General features: G+C 55.1%; 24 protein-coding genes. 17 read left to right on the forward strand and 7 right to left on the reverse strand.

The window, feature by feature from the left end; all coding sequences use genetic code 11:
• On the reverse strand, positions 1-363 hold a 363-nt coding region (locus V7080_RS07655; protein WP_334187812.1), incomplete at its 3' end, for a DUF6597 domain-containing transcriptional factor.
• A gap of 220 nt (positions 364-583) precedes the next feature.
• On the opposite strand from V7080_RS07655, the gene V7080_RS07660 reads away from it, so the two are divergent.
• From V7080_RS07660 to V7080_RS07670, 3 genes are all read left to right on the forward strand, one after another.
• Complete coding sequence (locus V7080_RS07660) at positions 584-1,102, forward strand: AAA family ATPase (RefSeq protein WP_334187813.1); 519 nt, start codon at positions 584-586, stop codon at positions 1,100-1,102.
• The gene (locus V7080_RS07665; RefSeq protein ID WP_334187814.1) at positions 1,095-1,571 is read left to right on the forward strand and encodes a MarR family winged helix-turn-helix transcriptional regulator; all 477 of its coding nucleotides are present in this window, start codon (positions 1,095-1,097) and stop codon (positions 1,569-1,571) included. The genes V7080_RS07660 and V7080_RS07665 overlap by 8 nt, the downstream gene beginning before the upstream one ends.
• A gap of 209 nt (positions 1,572-1,780) precedes the next feature.
• On the forward strand, positions 1,781-3,073 hold the full coding sequence (locus tag V7080_RS07670; RefSeq protein WP_334187815.1) for an MFS transporter: 1,293 nt from the start codon (positions 1,781-1,783) through the stop codon (positions 3,071-3,073).
• Positions 3,074-3,312: 239 nt separating this feature from the next.
• On the opposite strand, the gene V7080_RS07675 is transcribed toward V7080_RS07670, so the two are convergent.
• The 3 genes from V7080_RS07675 to V7080_RS07685 form a co-directional block, all read right to left on the reverse strand.
• A complete protein-coding gene (locus V7080_RS07675) occupies positions 3,313-3,624 on the reverse strand; it encodes a BON domain-containing protein (protein ID WP_326858336.1) in 312 nt (103 codons plus the stop codon).
• A gap of 187 nt (positions 3,625-3,811) precedes the next feature.
• Positions 3,812-4,027, reverse strand: coding sequence for a CsbD family protein (locus V7080_RS07680; protein WP_334187816.1), 216 nt, complete (start codon positions 4,025-4,027; stop codon positions 3,812-3,814).
• A 284-nt stretch (positions 4,028-4,311) separates the two neighbouring features.
• Positions 4,312-4,566, reverse strand: coding sequence for a hypothetical protein (locus V7080_RS07685; protein WP_334187817.1), 255 nt, complete (start codon positions 4,564-4,566; stop codon positions 4,312-4,314).
• Positions 4,567-4,930: 364 nt separating this feature from the next.
• Between V7080_RS07685 and V7080_RS07690 the strand changes: the two genes are divergently transcribed.
• Positions 4,931-6,004, forward strand: coding sequence for a glycine zipper 2TM domain-containing protein (locus V7080_RS07690; protein ID WP_334187818.1), 1,074 nt, complete (start codon positions 4,931-4,933; stop codon positions 6,002-6,004).
• A gap of 125 nt (positions 6,005-6,129) precedes the next feature.
• Here the strand turns inward: V7080_RS07690 and V7080_RS07695 are convergent, their stop codons facing one another.
• From V7080_RS07695 to V7080_RS07705, 3 genes are all read right to left on the reverse strand, one after another.
• On the reverse strand, positions 6,130-6,966 hold the full coding sequence (locus V7080_RS07695; protein WP_334187819.1) for a response regulator: 837 nt from the start codon (positions 6,964-6,966) through the stop codon (positions 6,130-6,132).
• A gap of 43 nt (positions 6,967-7,009) precedes the next feature.
• Entirely contained in the window at positions 7,010-9,127 is a 2,118-nt protein-coding gene (locus tag V7080_RS07700; protein WP_334187834.1) for a PAS domain S-box protein, read from the reverse strand.
• A 303-nt stretch (positions 9,128-9,430) separates the two neighbouring features.
• Positions 9,431-10,180, reverse strand: coding sequence for a Crp/Fnr family transcriptional regulator (locus tag V7080_RS07705; protein ID WP_334187820.1), 750 nt, complete (start codon positions 10,178-10,180; stop codon positions 9,431-9,433).
• 271 nt (positions 10,181-10,451) lie between these two features.
• On the opposite strand from V7080_RS07705, the gene V7080_RS07710 reads away from it, so the two are divergent.
• The 13 genes from V7080_RS07710 to V7080_RS07770 all read left to right on the forward strand — a co-directional run bounded on the left by V7080_RS07710 (position 10,452) and on the right by V7080_RS07770 (position 25,461).
• Positions 10,452-10,829, forward strand: coding sequence for a DUF4398 domain-containing protein (locus tag V7080_RS07710; protein ID WP_334187821.1), 378 nt, complete (start codon positions 10,452-10,454; stop codon positions 10,827-10,829).
• A gap of 70 nt (positions 10,830-10,899) precedes the next feature.
• The gene (locus tag V7080_RS07715; protein WP_334187822.1) at positions 10,900-11,802 is read left to right on the forward strand and encodes an OmpA family protein; all 903 of its coding nucleotides are present in this window, start codon (positions 10,900-10,902) and stop codon (positions 11,800-11,802) included.
• Between the two features lie 143 nt (positions 11,803-11,945).
• Positions 11,946-12,629 (forward strand): OmpA family protein, encoded by a 684-nt coding sequence (locus V7080_RS07720; RefSeq protein WP_334187823.1) that lies wholly within the window; start codon positions 11,946-11,948, stop codon positions 12,627-12,629.
• Between the two features lie 122 nt (positions 12,630-12,751).
• A complete protein-coding gene (locus V7080_RS07725) occupies positions 12,752-12,928 on the forward strand; it encodes a glycine zipper 2TM domain-containing protein (protein ID WP_442947201.1) in 177 nt (58 codons plus the stop codon).
• Positions 12,929-13,368: 440 nt separating this feature from the next.
• Positions 13,369-13,542 carry a hypothetical protein gene (locus V7080_RS07730; protein WP_334187825.1) on the forward strand — a complete coding sequence of 58 codons (174 nt, stop codon included), beginning with the start codon at positions 13,369-13,371 and terminating at the stop codon, positions 13,540-13,542.
• Positions 13,543-13,659: 117 nt separating this feature from the next.
• The gene (locus V7080_RS07735) at positions 13,660-14,052 is read left to right on the forward strand and encodes a hypothetical protein (protein WP_334187826.1); all 393 of its coding nucleotides are present in this window, start codon (positions 13,660-13,662) and stop codon (positions 14,050-14,052) included.
• 1,363 nt (positions 14,053-15,415) lie between these two features.
• The gene (locus tag V7080_RS07740; protein WP_334187827.1) at positions 15,416-17,740 is read left to right on the forward strand and encodes a hypothetical protein; all 2,325 of its coding nucleotides are present in this window, start codon (positions 15,416-15,418) and stop codon (positions 17,738-17,740) included.
• A gap of 11 nt (positions 17,741-17,751) precedes the next feature.
• Entirely contained in the window at positions 17,752-18,669 is a 918-nt protein-coding gene (locus tag V7080_RS07745; protein ID WP_334187828.1) for an NYN domain-containing protein, read from the forward strand.
• Positions 18,670-18,733: 64 nt separating this feature from the next.
• A complete protein-coding gene (locus V7080_RS07750) occupies positions 18,734-19,570 on the forward strand; it encodes a hypothetical protein (protein WP_334187829.1) in 837 nt (278 codons plus the stop codon).
• 373 nt (positions 19,571-19,943) lie between these two features.
• Entirely contained in the window at positions 19,944-21,602 is a 1,659-nt protein-coding gene (yaaA, locus tag V7080_RS07755; protein WP_334187830.1) for a peroxide stress protein YaaA, read from the forward strand.
• A 496-nt stretch (positions 21,603-22,098) separates the two neighbouring features.
• On the forward strand, positions 22,099-23,211 hold the full coding sequence (locus V7080_RS07760; RefSeq protein WP_334187831.1) for a ThiF family adenylyltransferase: 1,113 nt from the start codon (positions 22,099-22,101) through the stop codon (positions 23,209-23,211).
• The gene (locus V7080_RS07765; RefSeq protein ID WP_334187832.1) at positions 23,177-24,277 is read left to right on the forward strand and encodes a ThiF family adenylyltransferase; all 1,101 of its coding nucleotides are present in this window, start codon (positions 23,177-23,179) and stop codon (positions 24,275-24,277) included. The genes V7080_RS07760 and V7080_RS07765 overlap by 35 nt, the downstream gene beginning before the upstream one ends.
• A gap of 104 nt (positions 24,278-24,381) precedes the next feature.
• Positions 24,382-25,461, forward strand: coding sequence for a hypothetical protein (locus V7080_RS07770; protein ID WP_334187833.1), 1,080 nt, complete (start codon positions 24,382-24,384; stop codon positions 25,459-25,461).
• Positions 25,462-25,465: the final 4 nt, after the last annotated feature.

Consider the following 25,465-nt stretch of genomic DNA (forward strand, 5'->3'; position numbering starts at 1 on the left):
CGCGGTGACCGTGTGGCCCGGCAGGGCATCGTCGAGCGACACCAACTGGTTGCTGAACAGGTTCGCCGGCATGCCGAGGCAGGAAACAAGGCCAGACGGCCGGAATGTGACCGCAACGAACCTGCTGTCCGGCTCGACGCGAAACATGCGCGGACCGGAAGACGGGCCGGCGATGAACGAGATCGGCATGCGGGATGGTGCTGCATCGTCGCCGATCAGGGCGGCTCGCCCGTGCAGGTAGATCACGAGCTGTACATCGGATGTCGCCGGAAGGTGTACGTCGTGCAGCGCAAATCCGCCAACCATGATGTTGCGGAGGTAGGGGCGCAGCACTTGTCCTGGTGAAACGACTTGCCTGATCATGTTGTGGCCATTCCGGGGCGTGTTCCGACGCGATTGCCGGCTATCGTATCAGAGCCGCCGGCGGCAATCATTTAGGACCGTCTTTATGCCAGGCATGTCATCTTCGCACCGCGGGATGGAAGGTAGTGCAGTGCATGGCAACAAAAATATCAAGATGCTGTACAAACGGACAAATTTTGATATATAGTTGAGTACTCAAACATCCTTCAACATAAAAGTCATGAATAAAAAGCAAACCGTTCATCTGGTTTATGGCCCGCTCGGGGCAGGGAAATCAACCCTTGCCCGACAGATCGCCAATGACAGGAATGCCGTCCGTTTCGCGATAGACGAGTGGATGCAAAACCTGTTCGGCGCAGACCGGCCCGAGCGCATGGATATGGCATGGGTGATGCCGCGTGTGCAGCGATGCGAAGTGCAGATCTGGCGAACCTGCGTGCAGATTCTCGACGCGGGACGCGATGTCGTTCTCGATCTCGGATTGATGCGCGAACAGGACCGCGACCGCCTGCAATCCATGGTCGAAGCGGCGGGTCATGAAGCGTCATTCGTTTTCGTCGATGCCGACCGTGAAGTCCGCAAGCAGCGCATCATGCGGCGAAACGCGGAAAAAGGCGACACCTACTCCTTCGAGGTCACGCCTGCCATGTTCGATGCCATGGACATGGTCTTCGAGAGACCGACCGTAAAGGACCGTGCGCGCACGGTCGCCCCGGTGGAAGAGGCGGCCCATGGTTAAGCCTTCGAAAACACCTGAAGGCGATGAGGCAGCCAATCCGTCGCTGGAGTTCTGCCTTCGCCTGGCGCGTGCCTATGCGGTACTGACACGACGTCTGGACAACGCGCTGTCGAGCGTACATGGACTGAGTTTCGGCGACTTCATGGTGCTGTATCACCTGAATCGTGCAAGCGGAACCCGCCTGCGCCGGATCGACCTTGCCGAACGACTCGGCCTGACCGCATCGGGCGTGACACGGACCTTGCTGCCACTGGAAAAGCTGGGGTTGGTCGCCAGGGAGCCGGACCCACGCGACGCGCGCGTCGGCTACGCCATCCTGACGGAAGCCGGGCAAACGCTGTACGCGGATGCATTGGTTTCAGCCGAGGCGGTCAGCCGGGACGCGACGCAGATGGTCAGCGATGCGAAGATCGATGCCTTCTCCGGTGTGCTGGGATTGCTTGCGGGTATTCATTCGACCAACCATTGATCGCATTCTAGGTCGAACACCGAATGATGGCCTGGCGGCGATACTTTGCCGGGCCTAACTCTGCAGGCAAAGAGTCGTCGTCCCCGTGAAGACGGGGACCCAAAGATGCGCCGCTGTCGTCAATTCCATAACCAGTGCACGGCCAGCGTCACCGCAACACCCTTCGCAGGAACGACGACTATTCGAAAAGCCAAACGCTGGATAACAATATGAATCAACCGCATCCGCGCGGCGCGCTGTTCCGCGACCGAAATTTCCGCTGGCTGTTTGCCGGCTCACTCATCTCCCAGCTCGGCGACCAGTTCACACTGATCGCGCTGCCATGGCTGGCATTGAAAATGACCGGCGACACGCTGGTACTCGGCACGGTCCTCGCGATACTGGGAATCCCCCGTGCTCTCTTCATCCTGCTTGGCGGCGCCTTCGTGGACCGTTATTCGCCCAAGCAAGTCCTGTTGCTGTCCAAGTACGCCAGCACCGTTTTGCTCGGCCTGCTGGCCGCGCTGGTGCTGACCGGACGGCCTGAGTTGCCGCTCGTCTATGCGCTGGCATTGGCGATCGGCGTGGCAAGCGCATTCAGTTTGCCGTCCGCCACGTCCATCCTGCCGACCGTCATGCAGCACGAGCTGCTGGGGCAGGCAAACGGCCTGATGATGGGCGTGCGGCAGCTCTCGACGTTCGCCGGCCCTTTGCTTGCCGGCTTGCTGATCGCAGTGTTCGGCGACGCCACGACAGCGCAAAGCCAGGACTACACCGGCATCGGCATGGCCTTCGCTTTCGATGCCGCCAGTTTCGCACTGTCAGCCTGGACGCTCGCCAAGGTGAAGCCGCATGCTGCCGCGGCGGCATCGAATCCGGCAGTAACGCAGTCCGTTTGGCGCTCGGTCGCTGACGGCCTGCGTTACTGCTGGCGCGACAACAGCCTGCGGGTTTGCTTCTGCTACTGGGGCGCCGTCGCCTTCTTCATCACCGGACCGATCCAGGTCGCCATGCCGGTACTTGCCAGCCACGTTGGCGGCAGCGCCGCTGTCTACGGCATGCTCGCCGGCGCCTATGGCGCGGGCACGCTGATCGGGATGGCCTTCTGCGGCATCCGGCCGGGCTTTCGCATCGGCAGCTTCGGCACGACTGTACTGGCCTTCGACGCCGCGATCGGCCTGCTGTTCATGCCGCTCGGCGTCATCGGCGCGGTGTGGCACGGCATTCTGCTGCTGCTCGCCATCGGCGCGCTCGGCGGGTTCCTGCAGGTGAACATCTTTACCTGGCTGCAGCGCTACGTCATCCCGGCCATGCTCGGCCGCACCATGGCACTCTTCATGTTCATCTTCATGGGAATCGCGCCGATGTCGTCATCGGTCACCGGATGGCTGATGCGGGATGTGACTTTGCAGCAGTTGTTTGCCGTCAGCGGCGGATTGCTGGTGGTGATTGTGCTGTGGAGTTTTGCGCTGTCGGGTATGCGGGCGGTGGCGGATGCAGAGACTGCGGCGCGGGGGCGGTAACGTCGCGAGACCATGCAACCTTGCATGTCCCTGGTTTATGCCTGCACGACGATCGTCGCTGGCTTGTCCTCGGCAGAAATCGTCACGGGACGAATCGACCAAAGGTTATGCGATTACGGGCGCATACGCCGGATTACTCCCGGCTCGCAGGCCGGATGCGCCGGGAGTTCGGCGCCGGGATCGACTGTCCCGGGCTTGCAGCAGGTTGCGCCTGCCGTAGGCGGGGGACAGGAAACCGCTTATTTGATGCGCATGTCGTTCTTGACCGACTTCACGCCCGCAACACCTCGTGTCACCTCGACGGCTTTGGCAATATCGGATTGCGATGATACGAAGCCGCTCAACTGAACGGTTCCCTTGAATGTCTCGACGTTGATCTCGCGCGACTTCAGGACCGGCTCCTGGAATATCGCTGTTTTGACCTTGGAGGTGATGACGGTGTCATCAACATATTCGCCTGTACCTTCGGTCTTCGACGTGGAAGCGCATCCGGCGACGGCGATCATCGCGAGGGAAAATAATACTGCGGTAAAACGTTTGGAAATGTTCATGATAGTTGTCCTGGTAAATGAAAAAAATGTCCCGAAATCGAAGTCTCGATCGAAAGGCATTACTGCATACATACAAAATAAATCGTTGATACCGCATCTCTCCGGCGGCAGGAATGCATATATTCCTTGTGAAACCGCCGGATAGTGTCATTGCTCGAACCGGCAGAGCTCATGGAGCGGCGGGCAATCAGACCACACCGCTTTCCTTCAGAAACTTCTGGAACGACCTGATTTGCATGTCCGCCTCGATCCGGTCGACGCGATACTCTTCCTGAATCCGATCTGCCAGTCGTTCACGGTTTCCCGCAATCGCATCGAGATGATCGTTAGTCAGCTTTCCCCACTGCGCTCTGATGTGGTCCCTGTATTCCGGCCAATTTCCTTCAATGACATCCCAGTGCATCACAGTCTCCATGGTTGGCGTATTGAATGCGAAAAGCGAGTACCTCGCGTTCCCGGTCGATAGAACAGACCGGAGGGGCGCGCGGTCCTCTCGGCTCGCATCCACAAGTCGAATCGCGGTTTTGCCGCATCGACAACAGGACTTTACGTGGACCTTCACGTCGCATCGGTGCGGTAGACCACATTGGCGACACTATTATTTTTCAATTCCCCCCGGTCCCGTGGACAGGCGGCGCTTGTCGCCGCGGCAGCCGCATCTCAGGAAGCGGAAAGGTTCGGCATCGTTCAGAAGTCGAAGCAGCGCGCCCTGGTCCGTATGCGTGGCGTGATTCGCACGCAGCGGTACATTGAACCCGTCAGGCCGACAATGCCGATAAGGGTGGCGACAACCCCGCCGGCCAGAAAAATGACCATTTCTTCACCCGAAGCGACGTCGGTCCGGGTGTTCGTCAATGCACGTGCCACGTTCTGCGAAGCGATGCCGAAGCAGATCACGAGGACGCCCCAGCCGATGACGCCGCCCCAGATTCTTTTGTTCATGTGCTTCTTTCCTGTTTGATGTGATGTACGGCATGTGAACCATCCGGGAACCTGCCCGGCGGTGTGACGCTTTTCCTGCAGGCGCGAATGCCGGGGCAGCATGTCTGTCCGCGACGCACCGCGAAGGGCAGGTTTCAGGTGGTTCGCCGGAGAATCTCGAATCATCTCCGCCTGATTTCATTGTCAGTGTTCTGCCGTGCCCGTTCCGTTCGCTGGCGCACTGATGGAACAACGCACCTGCGGAAGACGCGAATGTTCGGTGCCACACAGACCCGCATGGCCAGCCGGCGTATCGTCGGTCTCATGGCACATGACGTGCCGATGGCGCATCCGTGCCATTCGAATCAACAAACAGGGAACAACAATGAAAACCACGAACACAATCTTGGCCGGTGCGCTTGCAATGTCTGCACTGGTGCCTTTGCTGAGCATTCCAGGCGCAGCGTTTGCACAGCAGTACGGTCCCGCACAGGGCATGCCGCGCATTGAAGGTTTCAATGTCGATGAAGTGAAGCGCATGAGGCCCGGCGTCGAATTGAACTTCGATCTCTATGGAACGCCGGGCGGGTCGGCCGCCTTGCGCATCGATGGTGCGACCCGCAATGTGCCAATGGTCGAAACCGAAGCCGGTCATTATGAGGGTACGTACACCGTCAGCAGCCGTGACAAGATTGCAGCCCGGAGTGCGGTGACGGCGAATCTTCGTGTCGGTAACCAGGTCGCAAGCACGGTGCTGAATGAATCGCTGCAAGTGGGTGTCGGGTATCACTCCGCGAAAGCAGCGTCGACCCCGCAACTGAAGATTGAACGCTTCAACGTCGAACCGGTCGCCGATCTCGGCGGAGGCAATGACCTGCAGTTTTCAATGGCCGGTACGCCTGGCGCGAAAGTGGACCTCGTCATTCAAGGCGTGAAAGCCAAGGTGTTCCTGCCGGAAGTAAGCAGCGGCCAGTACGCCACGACGTACACCATCCGAAACAGCGACCGCATTGTGCGCAACAGTACCGTGACGGCGAACTTGCGCATGGGTGACCGCGTTACCAGCGCCACGCTTGGCAAGCCTCTGCAGACGCCGGCAGCGCCGGTGCCGGTGGCGCGCATCTGCTACAACTGCGGTACGGTGGAAGCGGTCAACCTCGTCGAGGTCAAGGGTGAGGGCAGTTATCTCGGTACCATAGGCGGCGGCGTCGTCGGCGCCTTGCTGGGTAGCCAGGTGGGCGGCGGAAGCGGCCGTACGGTGGCGCAGATCGCTGGTGCGGTCGGCGGCGCGTACGCCGGCAACATGATCGAAGGCAAGGTCCGCGACACGACGCACTATGAGATCGTGGTTCGCTTGAACAACGGCGCCACCCAAATGGTGCCTTTTGCAGCCGATCCGGGTTACCGGATTGGAGAGAAGGTGAAAGTCGATGCCGGCGTCATCACACGCACCTCGTAAGCAGGCAGACGCAGGCCCCGTCAGTATTACCGGCTTGGCGTTGCCGACGGGACTGTGCGGCATTATCCGCAAAATTCGCTTGCCGGAACAGAAGCGTTGACGGAACGTTGAGGGGAACCAAGCCCTTATGATTCCTTGCGCGCCATGTGATCGGTGATATCCATTCCGATTCCGCGATAGCCGATAAATCGGCTGGCCGAGTCGAATACGGGTTCGCCGCTCACTTGCAGGAACTGCATCGCGCCGTCGGCACCGCTGCGGCTATAAACGAAATTGATGAACGGACGGCGGGCGGCGATATTGGCGTGCAGCAGCGTGCGTTCCTCGGCGTTCCACCGTGCCGCCTCCAGCCCATCGGTAGCGCCGTGCATGTCGTCCGCCGCCAGTCCGAGCATGTCGAACACCGGGCCGGACACGAACGTGAATTTTCCCTTCGCGTCCTGCTCCCAGTACCAATCCGACGACAGTGCCGTAAAGTTCCTGAACCGCGCTTCACTTTCGCGCAGTTCGGCGGTCCGCTCCAGCACCGTCTGTTCCAGCACCTTGTTATAGTCATCCAGCTTCTTGTATAGCAGGCGCACTTCCAGCATGTTGCGGATCCGTGTCTGCACTTCGATCAGGTCGAACGGCTTGCTCACGAAGTCCTTGGCGCCGGCTTGCAGCGCCCGCAGCTTGTGCGCCGGCTGCGCGGTGATGACGAGCACCGGCAGATAGCCGCCGGCTTCAATGTCTTTCAATCCTTCCATCACCTGAAAACCGTCCAGCAGCGGCATCTGAAGATCGAGCAGGATCAGGTCGTAGCGATGCGCCTTGTGCAGCGGGCATACCGTGTGCGGATCGCTGGTCGATGTGAAGCGGGTAAAGCCGGCATTGCGCAGCATCTGCTCCAGCAGCATCACATTGGCTTCCTGGTCATCGACGATCAGGATGCTGGCGTTCAGGATTTCGGATGGATCGAGCATGGCGTTCTTTCGAAAATATTCGGTGTATCGCGAATCGGCTGAATCAGCCCTTATCCGCTTCGGCGGCTACATGGTTTGCGCTGTCTTCCTTCATGGTCCTGGCGGTCTCCGATGCATGCTGGAGGGCGACATCCAGCGCATCCATGAATTCCGTCACCTTGATCGGCTTTGTCAGGTAGCGGAAAAAGCCGGCTTCCATGCCTTTCGCAATATCGCGCGGCACGGCATTGGCGGACAGCGCCATGACGGGAATGTGCGCGGTCGCCGGATCCTTGCGCAGAATTTCCAATGCATCGAATCCGCTGATGCCGGGCAGGTTAATGTCCATCAGGATCACATCCGGCTGGTAAGTCCGCGCCAGCTGGACACCTAGATGCCCGTCAATCGCCGTCAGCAGCTTCAGGTCGCTGCGCCGGGCGATCAGTTGCTCGACGAGGATCAGGTTCGCCGGATTGTCTTCGACGTAGAGCAGCGTACGCTGTGACGCCATCTCGCGCACGACCGAGGTACGCTCATCCCGGGCAGTGTCGCCGAACACCAGTTTCGGCGCGCTTGTCGCGGTCAGCTCGACCCAGAAGACAGTGCCTATGCCGACATTGCTGGCCACGCCGATGACGCCGCCCATCAGCTCGACGAGCTGCTTGGTGACGATGAGGCCAATGCCGGTGCCTTCTTCGGCGCCCGTCTCCTGTCCGAGCCGGTTGAAGGGCTGGAACAGTTGCGTCACCTGGTCGGGAGCCAGTCCGGCGCCGGTGTCGGTGACGCTGACGCGTGTCCGGTTCTCGCCGCTCATCCCGCATTCCACAGTGACGCTGCCGCCATCGCGGTTGTACTTGATTGCGTTTGCCAGCAGGTTGATCATCACCTGCTTGACCCGAGTCCGGTCGGCATGGACATAAAAATGACCCTCGAACCGGGGGAAGCGCATCCTGATCCCACGTTTCTGCGCCTGCGGCTCGATCATCGCCTGGCAATCCTGCAGGACCTCGGCCAGCGACACCGCTTCCTGCGACATCGTCACCTTGCCCGACTCGATCAACGCCAGGTCGAGTATTTCATTGATCAGGCGCAGCAGATACCAGCCTGCTTGCAGGATCTGGTCGATCGACTGCTTTTGCGCCGGCGACGGCGGCGGCGTTTCGGACGCCATCAACTGCGCAAATCCGAGTACGGCATTCAGGGGCGTGCGCAACTCGTGGCTCATGCTGGACAGGAATTCCGACTTGGCGAGATTGGCCTTCTCCGCCGCCGTTCTCGCGGTTTCGAGTTCATCGTTGGTTTCCTGCAGCGCATGCTCGATCTGCTTGCGTTCGGTAACGTCGCGGGCTGCGGCGAACACGCCCCGTAACGTGCGGTCACGGTCATGAAAGGTTGTCGCATTGTAGGAAACGACGGTTTCCTTGCCATCCCTGGCGCGGGCGGTCAGCTCGTAGTTGGTCACCTTGCCTTCACGCAGGACGCGCTTGATGGCTTCCTCTGCGCGTGCGGGATCGGTAAAGTAGTTTTTGAATGGCGCGCCGATCAGTTCGTCGCGGGTGTGGCCGGTCAGCGCTTCCATCTGCTGGTTGACGTCGCTGATGATGCCGCGCGGGTCGGTTGCCATCAGCGCATCGATATTCGATTCGATCAGCGAGCGGGTGTAGTACTGCTGATCGCGCAGCCGCTGGTCGAGGAGCGCCTGCTCCGCTTCGACCTGCTTGCGCGCCGTGTTGTCGATACCGATCAGCAGGTAACCGATCACTTTGCGCTGCTCGTCACGCAGCGCCGTGACCGACACGATCGCGGGAAAGCGGCTGCCGTCCTTGCATATGTAGGTGAGCTCGTACACATCCTCGATGCCACGCAAGGCTTTGTACACCAGTGCCTCGATACCCGGCAGGATGGCGGTGCCCATCTCGTTGCTCAGCGTCCTGGCGCGGGCGACCACTTCCTGCGCATCCGAGATGTCGGCCGGCGTGAGCTTGCTGACCACCTCCGCCGCCTGGTATCCGAGCATGCGTTCGGCCCCGACATTAAAGATCTGGATGACGCCATCGGCGTCGGTGGCGATGCTGGAAAAATTGGCGCTGTTGAAGATGGCGTTCTGCAGTGCCGCCGCTTTCAGCAATGGTTGCTGTTTTTCATGCAGCACAATTTCGGCCGCGAGCTGAACGCGGATCATGCGCCGTATACGCACATACAGCAGCGCGAGAAACAGAAGAAGCAGCACGATGCTGCCCTGGATGACTCTCACTGCGACGACGGATTGGACCGCATAGTGGAGGGCGACGCCGCCGACCAGCAGCAACACCGCCAGCGTCAGCCCGAAGCCGGTCATCATCAATCGGTCGATCGAGGTTTTTTCCATTTTCCGCATATATTCAGACATTGATTCCAGACAGTGGTGTGCAGGCGCCAGTCAGACTGAGCCTGCGGTAGATAAAGAGGCCGGCGATGCGTGCGCGACATATGCAGGGCGCATTCGTCATGCCAGCTTGCTTGCGGGAGAGCGGTTCTGGCGCTGGCGCGCATCCGAAAGCAGGCGCGCGAACTCTTTCTTGACGACGCCATAGCATTCGCAGACATTGCGTTCCAGTCCGGCGCGGTCGACGACGGTGATGTGGCCGCGGCGATAGCGAATAAAACCGTAGCCCTGCAATTTGCCCGCCGCCTCGGTCACGCCTTCTCGTCGCACGCCGAGCATGTTGGCGATCAGTTCCTGGGTCATCGTCAGTTCGTTCGACGGCACGCGATCGGCGGTCAGCAAAAGCCAGCGGCACAACTGCTGTTCCACCGAATGATGGCGATTGCACACGGCGGTCTGTGACAGTTGCGTAATCAGCGCCTGGGTATAGCGCAGCAGCAGCCGCAGCACCGGACCGGCGCGATTGAATTCCTCCCGCAGGATATGGTTCCGTAGACGGTAGCCATGACCTCCCGTTTGCACGACGGCGCGGCTCGGCGTCGTGTCGCCGCCCATGAAAAGAGAGACACCAAGGACGCCTTCGTTACCGACGCCTGCGATTTCGGACGAGCTGCCATTCTCGAGCACATAGTGCAGCGAGACGATTGAGGTGGTCGGGAAATACACATGTTGCAGCTTGCCGCCGGACTCGTGAAGTACGTCGCCAAGCAACATCGGAACCAATTCCAGATGCGGCGCCAGGCGGTCGAAGTCGGCGTCAAGCATCGCTGCCAGAAGATGATTTTGATTCGGGTCGTGCGTACTAGACATGTCAGGGCTCCTGCTTCCAGTGATGGGATGTCGCGGCGCCCGTGGACGGTACGGCGAAAGAAATTTGCTACCGCACGGTAACACAGGTCGCGTGTTCGGCTAGGTTTAATTGCGCATGTGTTTCTGACATCCGGTCTGTCTCCATGACGCCGCTGAACGTATGTCGACACGCTATGTGTGTCAACGCACGGAAGGCACCGGTATTACCGCCTATAACGTAGTTCAACGCGGCAACACGCCGCTTTATGAAACAGTTCACCGGAGAAGAAAAATGAAGATCAGATCAACAACATGGTTCGTAGGGATGTGCGGCGCCGCCCTGGTGCTAAGCGCCGGCTGCAGCAGTATGAAGACGCCGGCAACCGCCTCGGTTGCCGTGTCAAAAGCGGCGGTTGCCGATGCCGCGGGCGCTGGCGGGGCGCAATACGCACCTGTCGACATGAATTCGGCCCGTGAAAAACTCGCTCTGGCCAACAAGGCCATGGCGGACAAGGACTACAAGCAGGCGAATGAACTGGCGAACCAGGCGCAGGCAGACGCCAAACTGGCGCAGGGGAAAGCCGATTCAAGCAAGGCGCAATTGGCGGCAGCCGCGCTGCAGGACGATATCCGCGTCCTGCGTGAAGAGCTGAGCCGCGCCAGCAAATAGGAAAGGCCTGCAACGGTCGTCACACTTAGCGGCACGCACCCGCGCGCCGACAAAATTCAAAGGAATCACCATGAACAACACCAAGCTTCTACCCATCATGCTCGCCATTGCCACCCTGGTCGGCGCCTGCAGTTCCATGCCGCGCAGCACCAGCCTGCTGGAGCAGGCACGCAGCGACTACCGCATGGCGCAGACCAATCCAAACGTGGCGAAGCATGCACCGCTGGAAATTAAGCAAGCCGGTGAAGCACTGGCGCAAGCAGATGCTGCGTCCGCCGATCGTGACAGCGCCGCAACGATCGATAAGCTCGCCTACCTGGCCAAACAACGCATTGCATTGGCGCAGGAAATGGCAAAAAAGAAATCAGCTGAAGCCGAGGTGGCAAGTGCCGGCAAGGAGCGTGACCAGATGCGCCTTGATCAACGCACGAATGAAGCCGACCGAGCCACCCTGCGCGCCGACCAGGCAAATGTAGCGACGCAGATCGCACAGAACGAGACAGCGGCGGCCCAGGCCAAGACGCAGGAAGCGCAGGCTCGCGCAGCGCTGCTTGAAACACAACTGGCGGCACAGTTGGCCGACCTGGCCGCGAAAAAAACCGACCGCGGCATGGTAATCACCTTGGGCGACGTATTGTTTGGTACCGATACCGCACGCCTGAGCCCGGATGGCATGCGCACGGCACAAAGATTGGCCGATGTCCTGCAGAAGAATCCGCTGCGTACCGTGCTCATCGAAGGCTTTACCGACAGTACCGGCGCCGCCGCGCATAACCAGGAATTGTCGGAGCGCAGGGCTACGGCCGTGCGCGCCGCATTACAGGAGCTGGGTGTGGGACGCGAGCGCGTCTCAGTACGTGGATATGGCGAGTCGTATCCGGTCGCTGCCAATGACACGATATCGAATCGCCAGTTGAACCGCCGCGTCGAGATCGTTTTCTCCGATGCAAACGGCAAGGTCATGCAGCGTTGATTCGACGCACCGGCCGGTGTTCGCAATCGGCCGGGCTCATGCCATTGCAGCTAATTCAGGCCCGAATTGGAAGGCATTGCGCCTTGCGACGGGGCCGCATGTTCCGGGTATTTTCCCGGAGCAAACACCACAGGAAATAAAAAATGAAAACAATGACTAAACTGATTATTGCCGCCTTTGCAGCGACGCTGATTCCGGCTGCTGCCATGGCCCAGGCAACCGACACCAAGAACCAGGGCTACCTGGTTGATAACCATGGCGGCTCCATCGTCATGAGCGGTACCGGGCTCTGCTGGCGCGACAGCGACTGGACGCCTGCCCGTTCCGCCGAGCCTTGCGACTTTTCCACCAAGCCTGTCGCAATCGCTGCCCCGGTGATGCCGCCTGTTGTGATCGCGATGGCGCCCGAGCAGGCAATCGCTAAACCGCTGCCGCAAAAATTCAGTTTTGCCGGCGACGCGCTATTCGCATTTGACCTCGCCGAGCTGAAGCCTGAAGGCAGGGCGATGCTGGACGGTTTGGTGACGCAGCTCGACGGTGCACACTACGAGACCATTGTCGCCACCGGCCACACTGATCGCTTCGGCAGCAATGCATACAATCACAAACTTTCTGAGCGGCGCGCACAAGCTGTGAAGGCGTACCTGGTCAGTCGCAATGTGAAAGCCAGCACCATCGATGCCGAAGGAAAGGGCGAAACACAGCCGATCACCAAGGCGGAAGACTGCAAAGGCGCGCCAAGTGCCACGACCATAGCCTGCCTGCAGCCTGATCGTCGTGTCGATGTCGAGATGATCGGCACGAAAACGGTGGTCGGCTCGCTTTGATCCCTCGTCGTCCCCGCATGCTTCCGTTCATCACGGACGGTATGCAAGGGGACGGTCAGTCAACATTTGAAAGCAATCTACCCATGAAAAATATCACTTCAATTGCAGCCAGTTCGCTGGCTATGGTAATGCTGCTCGGTATGAGCGCCTGCAGCAACATGTCCACACGGGACCGCAACACCGCCATGGGGGCGGGGATCGGCGCGGTCGGTGGCGCGGTGCTAACCGGAGGCAGTCCTGTAGGAACGGTCGGCGGCGCAGCTGTCGGCGGCCTGATTGGCAATCAGGTCAGCAAATAGGACAGCGGAGGACGTAGCCGAGACACCCTGCGTCCATCTGTCCGGGCGGGCAAGGCGATTGTCTTTCCTCGGCTGCTCCGCCGTTGCGTCGATCTCCATGAATCATACCTGGAAGGGCGATACGGCCGGGATGCAGTGCATTCATGAAAGTGCCGACAGAACCTGGCCAGGCAACGGCCGATCTAAAGTACGACACCGACCGTAGGATAAGCAAACAAATCTTCGCGGCTGTCGCCAGTAGAGGCACAGTCCAATGTTACGTGCGCCACCGCACCGATTGTCGCGGCGATGCAGGTTATAAAGAGACATGCCGATAAGGCCTTCAGCCTCATCGAAACGCATGCCGGTGCGACATGCAGGCAGCATGTTCCGAACAAAGTCATCCATCCCCCGAATACATTCACGGAGCCCGGCCTGGCCGGGTTCGCAAGGAGTCAACCATGTCTTTCCTAATATATCTTGCCGGCTTTGCCATCCTCATCGGCGGCATCGCATGGGGTCTCATTACCGCCGGTGTGCCCCAGCTCTACGTGCTGATCGCTTCGGTCATCCTGCTTGGCGTCGGCATTCTCACCGGCGTGACACATATCCGCGGCAAGGACGTGTCGAAGTAACTGAATGTGCCGTCGATTTTCCTGGGTGTGCGGACGCACAGACCAGGCGCAGACGATGAGGCATTCTCGGGATTCATATCGAAGTACTTATCAGGTTCGTTCACCAGGATCCAAATCATGACGCAACACCTTATTACTCACGCCATAGTCGTCTTTTTCATGTTTCTCTCATTTGCAGGAGTCGCGATGGCGGAGGTCGTGCAATGCATCGCCAAGTCCGGAGAGGCAACTTTTTCCAATATGCCTTGCGCGATCGATGCCGATACTGTTCTTGCGCCGTTAAAGAAAATGACCGCTGCAGACAAATCGAAAATCATGCTGCAGACGGAAAAATTCGTCGCGGCAGAAAAAGCCCGCAGCGTCGCATCGGCAAACAGGCCCACGACCAAACGCGGATTGCTGCTTGACGATACAACCTTGCAATCCGCCCGGTCGCTGACGGTCGCAATGGACAGCACATCGCTACTGGAGCGCCGGCGGACGATGGCGGCGTTGGCTGTGTATCCTTGATTCGATTCCCCGCAGAATTAGCCCGTCCTTGCTCGTGGCGCGGACGTAGAGCGAGTGAAGTTTGTATCGGGCCGATGAAATCCTGTAGGCATTGAGCGCCGGGGATCATGTAAGCAGAAAGGCAGCCGGCAATTCAGCCGACATGTTGACATTTTGAATTGCAGAAATGGAAGTGGGATGCAACTGCTCGCCGTTTGCGCCCGGAAATTTTCATGCTCTCCAATGTTCCGAAGGAATGAATTCGACAGTACGTACACGCCGCAAAGAACGCACTCCAACATGATTTTTGCCATGCCAGGGTGGGGTTGCATCAGGTTTGCTCACCCTTGGAACGGCATCGACGGCTTTCAGGGAAATGCCCAATTCCGAACTTTTTGCCAGCAGAAGGGGAACAGGATATCCGTCCGGAGAACCGGAAACAGACCGGCAAAGGGAATTTCCCGAACGCCCGGGATGCGGGGCAATTTGAATGCACGGGTGCCAATACTCGGTCTCCAAATGCAAAAGGGCTTAGCCGAAGCTAAGCCCTTGATTTTCTTGGTGGCCCGGGGCGGAATCGAACCACCGACACAAGGATTTTCAAGACAACGCTCTACAGCTGCTACGGCTACGTATTCTATTTTATCAATGATTTACCGGGCTCCCCGCTCATGTTCAATTAGACCAAGAAAATTCAAGGAAAGAATCGTCTCGGCGTTCGAGGTAGGTAGCTACCTTATCGGACGGCCGTTACAGCAGAGTAAACCGTAACTACAGTGAGCGTATTTCGGACCGGAAAACCGGGAATAGACAGTGACCGGCACTGAGCACGATTGAGGCCCTGAACGATATCCTTACGGAAAATTATTCCATGCTCCTTCTGCTAAATCGCATGAGGTAAAAAGAACAGGTTATGGACAGTGAACCTCATTAGGCCGGGACGCGGGGCGGTTCTATCCCATAGTGCAATGGAGAGCCCGACCCTTGCATATTGCCGAGGGACTTAAAGGTTCGGGTTCATGGCAAGCCTCATGATGTTCCTTGATAGGTTAATACTTAGGCATCCTTTAACGTTTTTCATCGACCAATTGAATCCGAGCCAGAATCCAGCCATTCGCCAATGGCGACTTTCCTCTATGCAAAGGTCTATTGGAGGGAAGGGCGAAGGGCAATTGAAAGCGACCCCGAACACGGCACCATACTTGGTCTAGGCGGATAGGGGGTGCGACTTAATATGGCGCCAATGGCGTTGTTAGCGTAGAAACACGTTTCCTGAATGCAAGCGGCGATGATCTTCAGTTGATGTTCCGTGATGTGCCAGTATTTCGTTGACATTAATTTTTACGTCGCTATACTTGCCACATATTGCCACATCGGAGAACGCATGAACCGTATTTACAACGCCACGGCCAAACAGAACCCTGGCCGACAAGCTTGGCTCGTGGAATTCAGACATCCACTGCGTACTGACGCCAACGACAAACCCGGTAAAAAGACTCGCAAGGGCTTGGGAACAAAGGACCCGGAGCGTGCAAAGCTGCTTGTAAAACAATTGAACGAGCTGCTCGCCAACGACGCTCTCTGGTCGCTTGGCGCGCGCGGCGAAGCGACAAAGCTTTATGAGCCCGAGGTCGTTGAAATCTTCTACAGCGAAATCGAGCCCAAGACGTCGGACGCTCGACCGTTACGCGACAAATTACTGCCTTTCCCAAAGCGCGAAAGCGGGTACGCCAAAGTTCTGATGCTTGGTGTTCCTGGTGCCGGCAAGACGACCCTAGTGCGTCAGATCATTGGCACCCATCCGAAAAGCGAGGCGTTCCCCTCGACCTCACTAAATCGAACAACAACGTTTCCGACCGAATTGGTCCTGCACCCAGACCATTACGAAGCCGTAATTACATTCATGTCTGAGCATGAGACTCGCTTCGAGGTCGAGGAATGTGTTTCGGCTGCAATTATTGACGCGGTTGAAGGCGATTCGCATCTCGTCGCACGAACATTCCTCGAAAAAAGTGACATGCGTTTCCGCTTGAAGTACCTACTAGGCGACCTCGATGAAGAAGACAGCGAAGCCGACCCCTATGCAGACGATGACGACGAGCTTATCCCGGAGGACGACGACAAACATCACGTGCCGGCTGATGCCCGTCGGCGCAATGCAGCCAAAGTACGGGAGTATATCGATCGAATATTCCGCATTGCAGCTAAGGGGAAGTCGACTATCGAAACTGAACACGGGCCTCTTGAAGATATGGCGCCCGCTGACCGTGCCGCAGCGCTGGATCTCATCGAAGAACAAGCTGATGCTTCTGACGAATTTTTAGAACTGGTCTCCGACATCCTCGATGAACTTCGCTCAAAATTCGATGATGTCGGAGAGTTAGGTCGATTTGATCGGACAACCACTGGATGGCCCCGCGCGTGGCGACTTAAATCCTCAGTGGACGAGCGCCCTGCCTTCATCGCTGCGCTTCGCTTTTTCTCAGGGATTAGTGACCGCTGGTGGGGGCTTCTTCTCACGCCTCTCGTGAATGGCATGCGTGTAAAGGGACCCTTTAAGGCTATGTGGGCATCAACCGATCCGAGACTCATTCTGATAGACACTGAAGGTCTTGGGCACAAGGCAAACTCGACCGCTGACCTCCCCGAGCAGACCGTATCCTTGATGCATGAAGCTGACGTCATTTTACTAGTAGATAGTGCCAAAAACGGGCTGACTAACTATGCCGCCGGCAAAGCGCTGGAGTGCGTCGCTAACTCAGGACTCACACGAAAGCTGACCATGGTGTTCACGCACATGGACATGGCCTCAACTTCCGGCCTCAAGGGGCAACGGCTGCATGATCAAGTCTTTTCTGGTCTCAGAAACGTTGTCGACAACCAACTGGCGAAGGCACTGCCGCCTGAGTCCGCACGGTTTCTCCTGGAACGGCTTCAGGACCACACCTACTATCTAGGCCGCCTTGATAAGGCCGAAGCTCGGGGCGCCGAGCCAGAATTGAACCGGCTCCTCGGCCATTTAATGATGGAGCAACCGCCCGTGGTCAAGCCCGTGGCCGTGCCAGAGTACAACATGGCCTTTCTAATGATGGCCATCCAAGAGGCCGCACAAGATTTCCGCCAGCAATGGCGAGGCATCCTCGGCATTGCCCATGACCCCGTGCACAAGGCAAGTTCGTGGCAGACCATCAAGGCCTTGAGTCGCCGCTACGCTGAGAATTGGGGCGAGAACTTCGAACTCCGGCCGACGGCCAACTTGCGTACTAGTCTTGAGTCTGCTGTGTCGCGCTTTCTTGAAGGGCCGATCGGCTGGACAGGCGATTCAACGCCCGAGGAAAAGCGGGACGCCATTGAACGCTTGAAAACGGCGGTCACCCAGCGACTACCAACACTTGCGCGCAAACGTCTACGCGAACATCCCCAACCAGCTTGGCACGAAGCCTGGGTTCCTCGCGGTGCAGGCAGCACTATCGAACGCCGTATCCGTATCGAGGGCATCTACCAGCGCTGGGTTCCGATTCCGGACGCGCGCGGGGATTTGGCCGTTGTTGACTTTATCAATGAAGTCGAGACGGTTGTAACCATGGCGCTAGACGATTACAGGGCGCAGGCCGTGGCAGAAGTGGGGCGCGAGCAATCAGGCGCCACCGAGTCTATAAAGCACTTGGGTTTAAGAGAAAAAATCGCCAATAGAATTGTGGGCGGATAGGGACAACACAAATGGGTCAGACATCAGAATCGGTAGCGCTCTATTGGGACTTCGAAAACCTCCATGCCGGACTTATTGATGAAGTGCAAGGAGCAGGCTCGTACGCCGCGAGCCGGTTTCGGCCGCAGGATGAAATCATTGATGTGTCAACAATCATCGAGTTTGCGCTCTCGGTCGGGCCGCTTGCAATCAACCGCGCATTCGCCAACTGGGTGTCATTCAATCGCTACCGGGTTGCCTTGCTTCAGTCAGCAATCGAACTAATCCAAGTATTCCCGCCAGGTGCGAACGCCAAGAACGGCGCCGATATCAAGCTGTGTCTGGACGTGCTCGATGACATGACGCGGTTCCCACACATCGGTACGATCATTGTTGTTGGGGGCGACAGCGACTACATGCCGCTTTCGTACAAGGTGAAAGCCGCCGGTCGCACCCTAATTGGGATTGGAAGCCAAGGATCGACCAACCAGCACTGGGCCAGAAGCTGCCACGAATTCAAGATGTATGAGGCGCTGCTGGACCCAATGCTACGGTCGGTCCCAAAAGAAACGGTCTCGGAGCACGTCGCCGCAGCCGATATAGTAGACACTCCGCCCGATGTGACGGCTGCGTCATCAAATGGCACGGCGCCCTTCTGCCCTCCGGAAGAAGCGAAGGAACTCCGGGAGCTTCTCGCCGTCGCGGGCGATGAAGCCGCGCGACGAATGGCAGCGAGGGAATTGGTGAGCAAGGCAATCAGCCGGCTTAGCCAAACTCGCGGCGAGTCATGGATACAGAAGGCGCGGTTGCGACCGTTTATCCAGCGCATGGATCCGACCTTTCACGAGTCGAGCCTTGGATTCAAGACCTTTAGCGAAATGATCGCATCGATGAACGACTTCATTGAGACGCGAAAAGGCGAGTTCGACCACGAGCTTCGACTTCGTTAACCGACCGAATTGACTTTGGCACGTCTGCTCTTGTTAGCCTACTCCATCGTCGTCGACAACACAGATGTCAAAAGTCTTGCCAGGATGGAAAATGACGCCAGCATTACACGAAGCGATCGGTGCGTGCACCGCTGCTGACCACTATTCAGCTATGTACGGCGACTTGTGCCACTGCTTGCCTCTGCAAGTAAATTTGCAGGAGAGGCATCTCAGCCATGCTCTGTACTTTCAGCTTTGCAAGATCAAGTATGCAGCGTGGCGGTACAGGGTTGATTTCAAACGAGCGCGGAGACATAGTCTTGCGGACGTATTCCAAGATCTGGTGGCATTCTATCTCCGCGCAGCACTTCCGAAAGGCTACGAAGTACACCTAGAGGTGCCAAAGAGAATGAGCAAGGAAGGCAAGATGGTCACCATCCAGCCTGATATCTGCATCAAGCGGGATGGGAAGATGCATTTGGTTATAGAAGCAAAAACGACTATTGGGTGGGCACGGCCCAACTTTAAGCTATCAGAAGACGCTGCATACAAGGCAATGCAGGAAAGAATCGATGATGTCGCACACAGTTTCGGGATTCCCGAAAACAACGTCATTTTCGTGTTCGAAGAGCCGACGAACGTCAGCGCGAAATATTTTCTGCCCAAATTCTGGAATGCGGAGAAGGCTGAGCCCGTCAGCCGCCCCACGAGGGGAGTTCTTGCACAGATATATCCACTTTATATCACAACAGACCCCTATTACTGGAATTACTGGAAATCGACGAAGCAAATCCCGAAAGGAAGGAAAAGGACCGACTGGTTTCCCCTAAGTTTGCCCGATCAGCTGATTCTTGAACATGCGGAACGAAGTGTCGTCACCCCACTTGAGAGCATCTTGTCTCTTATACAAAAAGTGTCCTGAGTATCTGCTCTGCTTTGGGACATGGGTCGCGCACTTGATACCAAGGTCGCGATGGGGTGACCCATGCTCCAGTTACTTCATTTGTTGTGGTCCTTGGTTTCTTTTATTTGTTTCTTCTTGCCATAAAAACAACGCCTCGTGCATTATTCCAGTGCGCAAATAAGATAGTATTTCCGCCGTTACAGCAAAATATGTGACGGATCGCATTCCCGAAATCAGGGAAGGACGAAGCGACCGGAAACTTTAGCGCTTTATATTCTCTTGGTTTATCACTGACGTCTACTAGATAACCTTACCGCTCTCGGCTACATACAGTGTCATAGGCGGCAGGTCATAGAGCATTTGCACGTTAACTTCCTAAATGGGTGAGCTGATGTTCGAGAAATTGGAATTGGTAGACGGCGCTTTGGCGATAATTCCGTGTTGTGCATCAAAGGCATCGGGTGGGATAAGCATCCCTAGTTTTCATGATCCGCTTAGCTATCTAATTTCGAACGATTGTTTTGAGCAGGTTGTTGAGTCTAGAAATCATGTGTTTAAAGCGATAAAAGGAAATTCAAACTTTTTGACCGGGAAGTATCAGAAGAACGTCGATTTGGATACTGGTCCAGACTTTGGAAAACCCGAATCATGTGGTGAATATCTTCCGGCGATCCGTCGCTATCAGGGTAATTTGTACAGTATTCCTGGGCTGCGTAGCGCAATTGAGCAGTCAGCGCTACGTAACCAAGGGCCACAGGTTTTGATTCTCTCAGCCCTATACGGTCCCTTGCATCCGTTAAGTCCAATTCAAGATTACAACCTAATGATGAGCGAGAAACCTGCCCGCATTTGGGAGCAAACCTTTCCACGATTTCTTGAAGATTGGGTAAGTGCAAATAAGATAAAGAAAATTTATTTGTTCGTTGGCTCATCAACTGCTTATTACCGTGTCGCTAGGAAGGCAGTCTTGAAACTTGTCGATCGTGGTCTTATTGATAGCGCCGTACAGTTTCATGTGGTGGACGGAAGTACACGGGAAACGCCGCTTCAGCATGGGCGCTTGCTTCATGCGCTTTTGACTGGCACTTCACCTGTCACGAATGGAATACAGATTAATCAAATAGTGGCTTCTACGCAAAGAAATGCCCCCGAAGAGCATCAACAATATGGGTTTCGGGCAGACAAAAGCGTTTCGGTATTGGCACCACAAGTCAGTTCAACCACGTCACCATCTGCCAATGGGACGAGGCATATTTCAACTCCAAATACTCCGAAAATTGGCTTGCTTCAGTCAGCGGCACGAGTGGACCTTGAGATCGGCAGAGCGCCATTTTCATTGGATCTTACGAGTAGTCTTCAGACAGATACAAAACGGTTTGTTGATCTGATGGGACGGCTTTTAAATGGACCGATGCAAGGCTTACCGCTCGCGCAAATAGCTGAGGTACGAGAGTTGCCTGAACGAGGCGTTTACTTTTTCTTGGACAGATCGACCAATTCTCCAGAATGGCGCGTTAGCCGGATAGGAACCCATGCAGTAAGCGCGGGTTCAAAATCGACTCTGCGATCGCGTCTGAGAGCTCATTTGGGAAGTCGCTCAGGAATGGGGAATCACCGGGGGTCGATTTTTCGTCTCCATGTCGGCAATGCGATGTTACGGCGACATGGGGAAAGCATTCAAACGTGGGGTCTTGGATCTGTAGCGCCTCCGGAGCTGAGGGCAAGCGAGGAGCTGCAGATCGCTGAGGAGCTGCTGGAACGCCGTGTTTCTGAGTACATTGGTGCTTTAGGAGTGCTTTGGATTGATGTGCCAGATGATGCAGGTCCCTTCAGTGAGCGTGCCTGTATTGAACGTAATTCGATCGCGTTGCTGTCAAACTACAGGAAACCGATCATTGGCGCAGATGCGGAATGGCTTGGCTCATATAGCCTGAGGGATGAGATTCGCACTAGTTTGCTCTGGAATCTAAAGCACGTAGAGGAGAGCTACAGTCCAGATTTTCTGAATGTGCTCGAAAGGGCAGTTGAGCGGACACTCGAAAGAAGCTGATTACTAGTGTTCGAAGAGGGGAAATATGACATTCAACCGAGTTTCTACTCCGATAGAGCGAAATAGGCAGGTTATGACATAGCACTGGACACCCTTCGAAGAAGGTTTGCTGCTCTGTGGGTAGCGCTTCTCTCAGATCAAATTGATCAAAATGTAGTGAAAACAGGTATTGCCAGCACTGATGAATTCCTACTAGACAAAACAATTCGTATAATCTTGCTTCTTTACTCCTATTGCGAAATTTATGGCCCTGCTAGACGAAAAAACATTTGCCAAACGCGGTTTTGTCGAAATTAGAGAAGAAGAGCACGACACGCCAAATACATTTACAGCAAAATGCTCGGGCGGCCGGTCTGCATGTTGCACACGAACATGTTCAGCGGACCAAAACTATGTTTCGTCTGCTGAGGCTTGGGAGGAATTTTTAGACATTGAAGGTGGAGAAATACAGTATTGATAGTAGTGACTTGCAAACGCCTATCTAAAGCTAGGGAATATGGTGCATATTCCTGAATATCCGTATCTACGAGACGGCATTGATGTCTTTGTTGGTGATAACTCAGAGGTGACTTTTGTATATTTGTCATCTCGGAAGCGGCTGCAGCTTAAATGCCATCCTGGATTGATTGAGACTTTGACTTGGATGCGCGGCAAGATTCATTTCGACGAAATTCAACGTCGGTTCAAGGAAAAGTATCCTGAGAGCGGTCTACCTGACCAAGCTACAAACGATTTCCTTATTTACTTAGTCAGCAAAAATATCATCGTAAATGAAGCTTGGTTTGACGAACTTGGATTTCCAAAGCGATACCAAGAACGAATGCAGCGTCAGCTACACTTTCTGATGGACCTGGTTGATGACCCGTCTCACGTCGCCGCCATACAGTCACGGATCATGACTGAAAAAGTAGCAATTTTCGGGGTGGGTGGAGTAGGCGGCTGGCTAGCGCGTGAACTGGTGATGTTAGGGTTCCAACACTTGGTCCTGATTGATCCCGATATCTCCGAAGAGAGCGACAGCGCCCGTCATGCGTTCGCTAACCACGAACATATAGGGCATTCAAAGGTGGATGTTGTTGCTCAAGGACTTCGTGCAATTGATCCAGATGTTAAGGTCACAACTTATGCGGACACATTGAACATAGAAACGAACTTAGATGATTTTCTAAGTGGCGTTGGATTCATTATTAATACTGCTGACGAACCCTATATCGGTTACACAAGCATCAAATTGTCTCGTTACGCGGTAAAGCATAAGCTCCCTTTATTTATCGCAGGAGGTTTTGATGCTCACCTTGCCAGCTTTGGGGAACTGATTGTTCCAGGCATAACTCCTTGCGCCGACTGCTATGCTAACTATTTTCGTGAGAGTCTCGCAGACTGGAAACCGGTGACACATCCAGTCGAAGACCGTAGCAAAGGTATGGGGGGATGGTCCCCGCTTAGCGTAATCAGCGCGTCAACAGCGGCTCTAAGTATTCTTAAGTACTTTATCGATCCGTCAATAGCGCCGAAAGGTCAGCGAACGGAATTCTTGGCTACAGACTATTCAACATATACTTTTGCGGTGAATCGTGATCCAAATTGTAAAGTCTGTAGCAATCACTGACAGAGTCCGCGTTCGCCCGTCGGTCTCTTGGGTTGAACGCCCAAATGAAGTTGTCGATTTTTTTTTCGGGAATACACGTAACCAAAAAACGGTGCGTGTTATTCCAAAGCTTGTCACCGCCTTACGGCAAATGAACGGGAAAACAAGTCTCAGGGAAATAGCAGAAAACATTGGTATTCCACCTAAGCAACTTCTTGACTGGACATCTCAATTGATTGAGTGGTCTGCGGCTGAGCGCATGTCGGTTGCGGATTGGATTGAGACGAGCGATTTAAGGCGCAGCTTACACATGCTAGCCGATTTTATTCCTGACTACTCTTTAGTTGAAGTATGGGAAAAGATTCGGGCAACGCAATTTGTTATTTTAGGCTGTGGGGCCGTAGGCTCTTGGGTGGCAGATGGTATAGCTAGGATGGGCGGGCAACATTTTCTTCTTATTGATCCCGATAAGGTTGCGCCTTCAAATCTCAATCGCTCTTTGTTTTTAGACGCCGATGTTGGATCTTATAAGACTACTAGTCTAGCGAACAGACTTAGACAAATCGACGCCGATTCCACCATCGCCACGCGTCAGGAAAACATTGCTTCTGTCGATGATCTTAACCGTCTTATTCCGAGCAACCAAGCTCAAGTTGTTATTAGCTGCATCGATTCCCCAAGCGTCGATGTGGCAGCTGGGTACGCCAATCAATTTTGTATTGAAAATGAAATTCCATTAGTGGTCGCAGGCGGTTACAACTTGCATCTTTCGCTTATTGGAATCACTGTGCTTCCAAGAAAAACAGCATGTTTTCAATGTAGTCTTATTTTTCTCAGTAAATTACAGAAAGACACTCGTATTAAAGTAAAAAAGCTTCCTCGGCCATATCGAAATATTGGTAACGTCGCACCGCTAGCAGCCATGACTGCATCAATCGCCAGCATGGAAGCTATACGTGTCGCCGCGAACGATAAGCACTTACTGCCTACAATGCTTAATCGTAGGGGAGAATTTAACATAAACAGCGAGGGATTCAGCTGGGTTGAGATATCAAAGCAGATTGATTGTCCCGTTTGCTCAACATAATTTGTATATAGCTTGATTCTTTATAGAATATTAGCCTTTTCCTGATGAAATGCGATACCCGGCGCCTTTGCAGAAAAATTATTTAAAGTATGGAAATCGACAGGATGGATAATATTTTCACGGTTGTAACTGATGTGTCAGAAATTGCAAAGCTCAATAAGCAATTGGCATCACACTTAGGAAAAACCTTTCGTTTCAAGGAAGTTCGGGAAATAACTTACCCTGCCGGCCATTTTACTGGCTCAGTCTTTTTCAAAGAGAACAAAGGAGAGGACGTTCAGGCGTGGTCCCCGCGAATAGACGGAGACAAGCTCATAAATTTTTTTCTCGTTGGCGAGCCTGGAGTTTCAAAATGGATTGAAATTACTGTTCAGTTCAACCTTCCGCGTCATACCTATAATCGACGTTTGGCAGGAGCGTTTGTAAAGGACATCAATGGTGATGTCTTTCTTGCCCATCGTGGAAAATTAACCAAAGGTCGGGCAGCCTTAAGCAAAGCCAGCGTATTCCGAGAGTTTTCTTCAAGGCTTGTTGAAGCAGACGATGATGGGCAACCTACGACGCTAATCCTTATTGCGGCACTTGATGATGCCGAACTGGCTGACCGTTTATTTGAATTTGCCGCTGAAGCGCGAGAAGTAGCAACGAGGCTTGGCGGAGATGCTGAGCCGAGTTCAGCAAAAAAATCTGAAAACACTGGAACGACTACAGTCGACGATCCAAAAAAACGGAATGGAAAGACAAGCACAGTCAACAGCAAACCCTTGCTGAGATTGCGCTCTTACTTTGATGAATATGCTGGCGAAGGGCAAACCAAAGGACACGGAGGTGGAAAACGGACGGTCGAACACGGCGACATTGTGAAGGCACTTGAAGTCATGCTGCGCAAGTCTGGGGAAACTCAAAAATCACAGGCAATTGATTTGGCGGTCGTATCCCCAACAAGTGTTGATCTTTTTGAGGTGAAGACCTCATCCCGTACAACAGATGTGTACACAGGGGTTGGCCAGTTGCTTATCCATGGTGGCTGCATTGCAGATCTATTGACCCTCCCAGTGCGGCGGCATCTGGTTTTGCCAAACAGGCCAAATAAATTACACGAGCCCCATATAGTGAAAAAGGGGGGCATGAATATCGTGACGTTTCAAAAAATCGACGGTAGCTATAAGTTCACAGGTATTTGACAAA

The sequence above is a fragment of the Noviherbaspirillum sp. genome, assembly GCF_036846085.1.
In the GTDB taxonomy this organism is placed as follows: domain Bacteria; phylum Pseudomonadota; class Gammaproteobacteria; order Burkholderiales; family Burkholderiaceae_D; genus Noviherbaspirillum.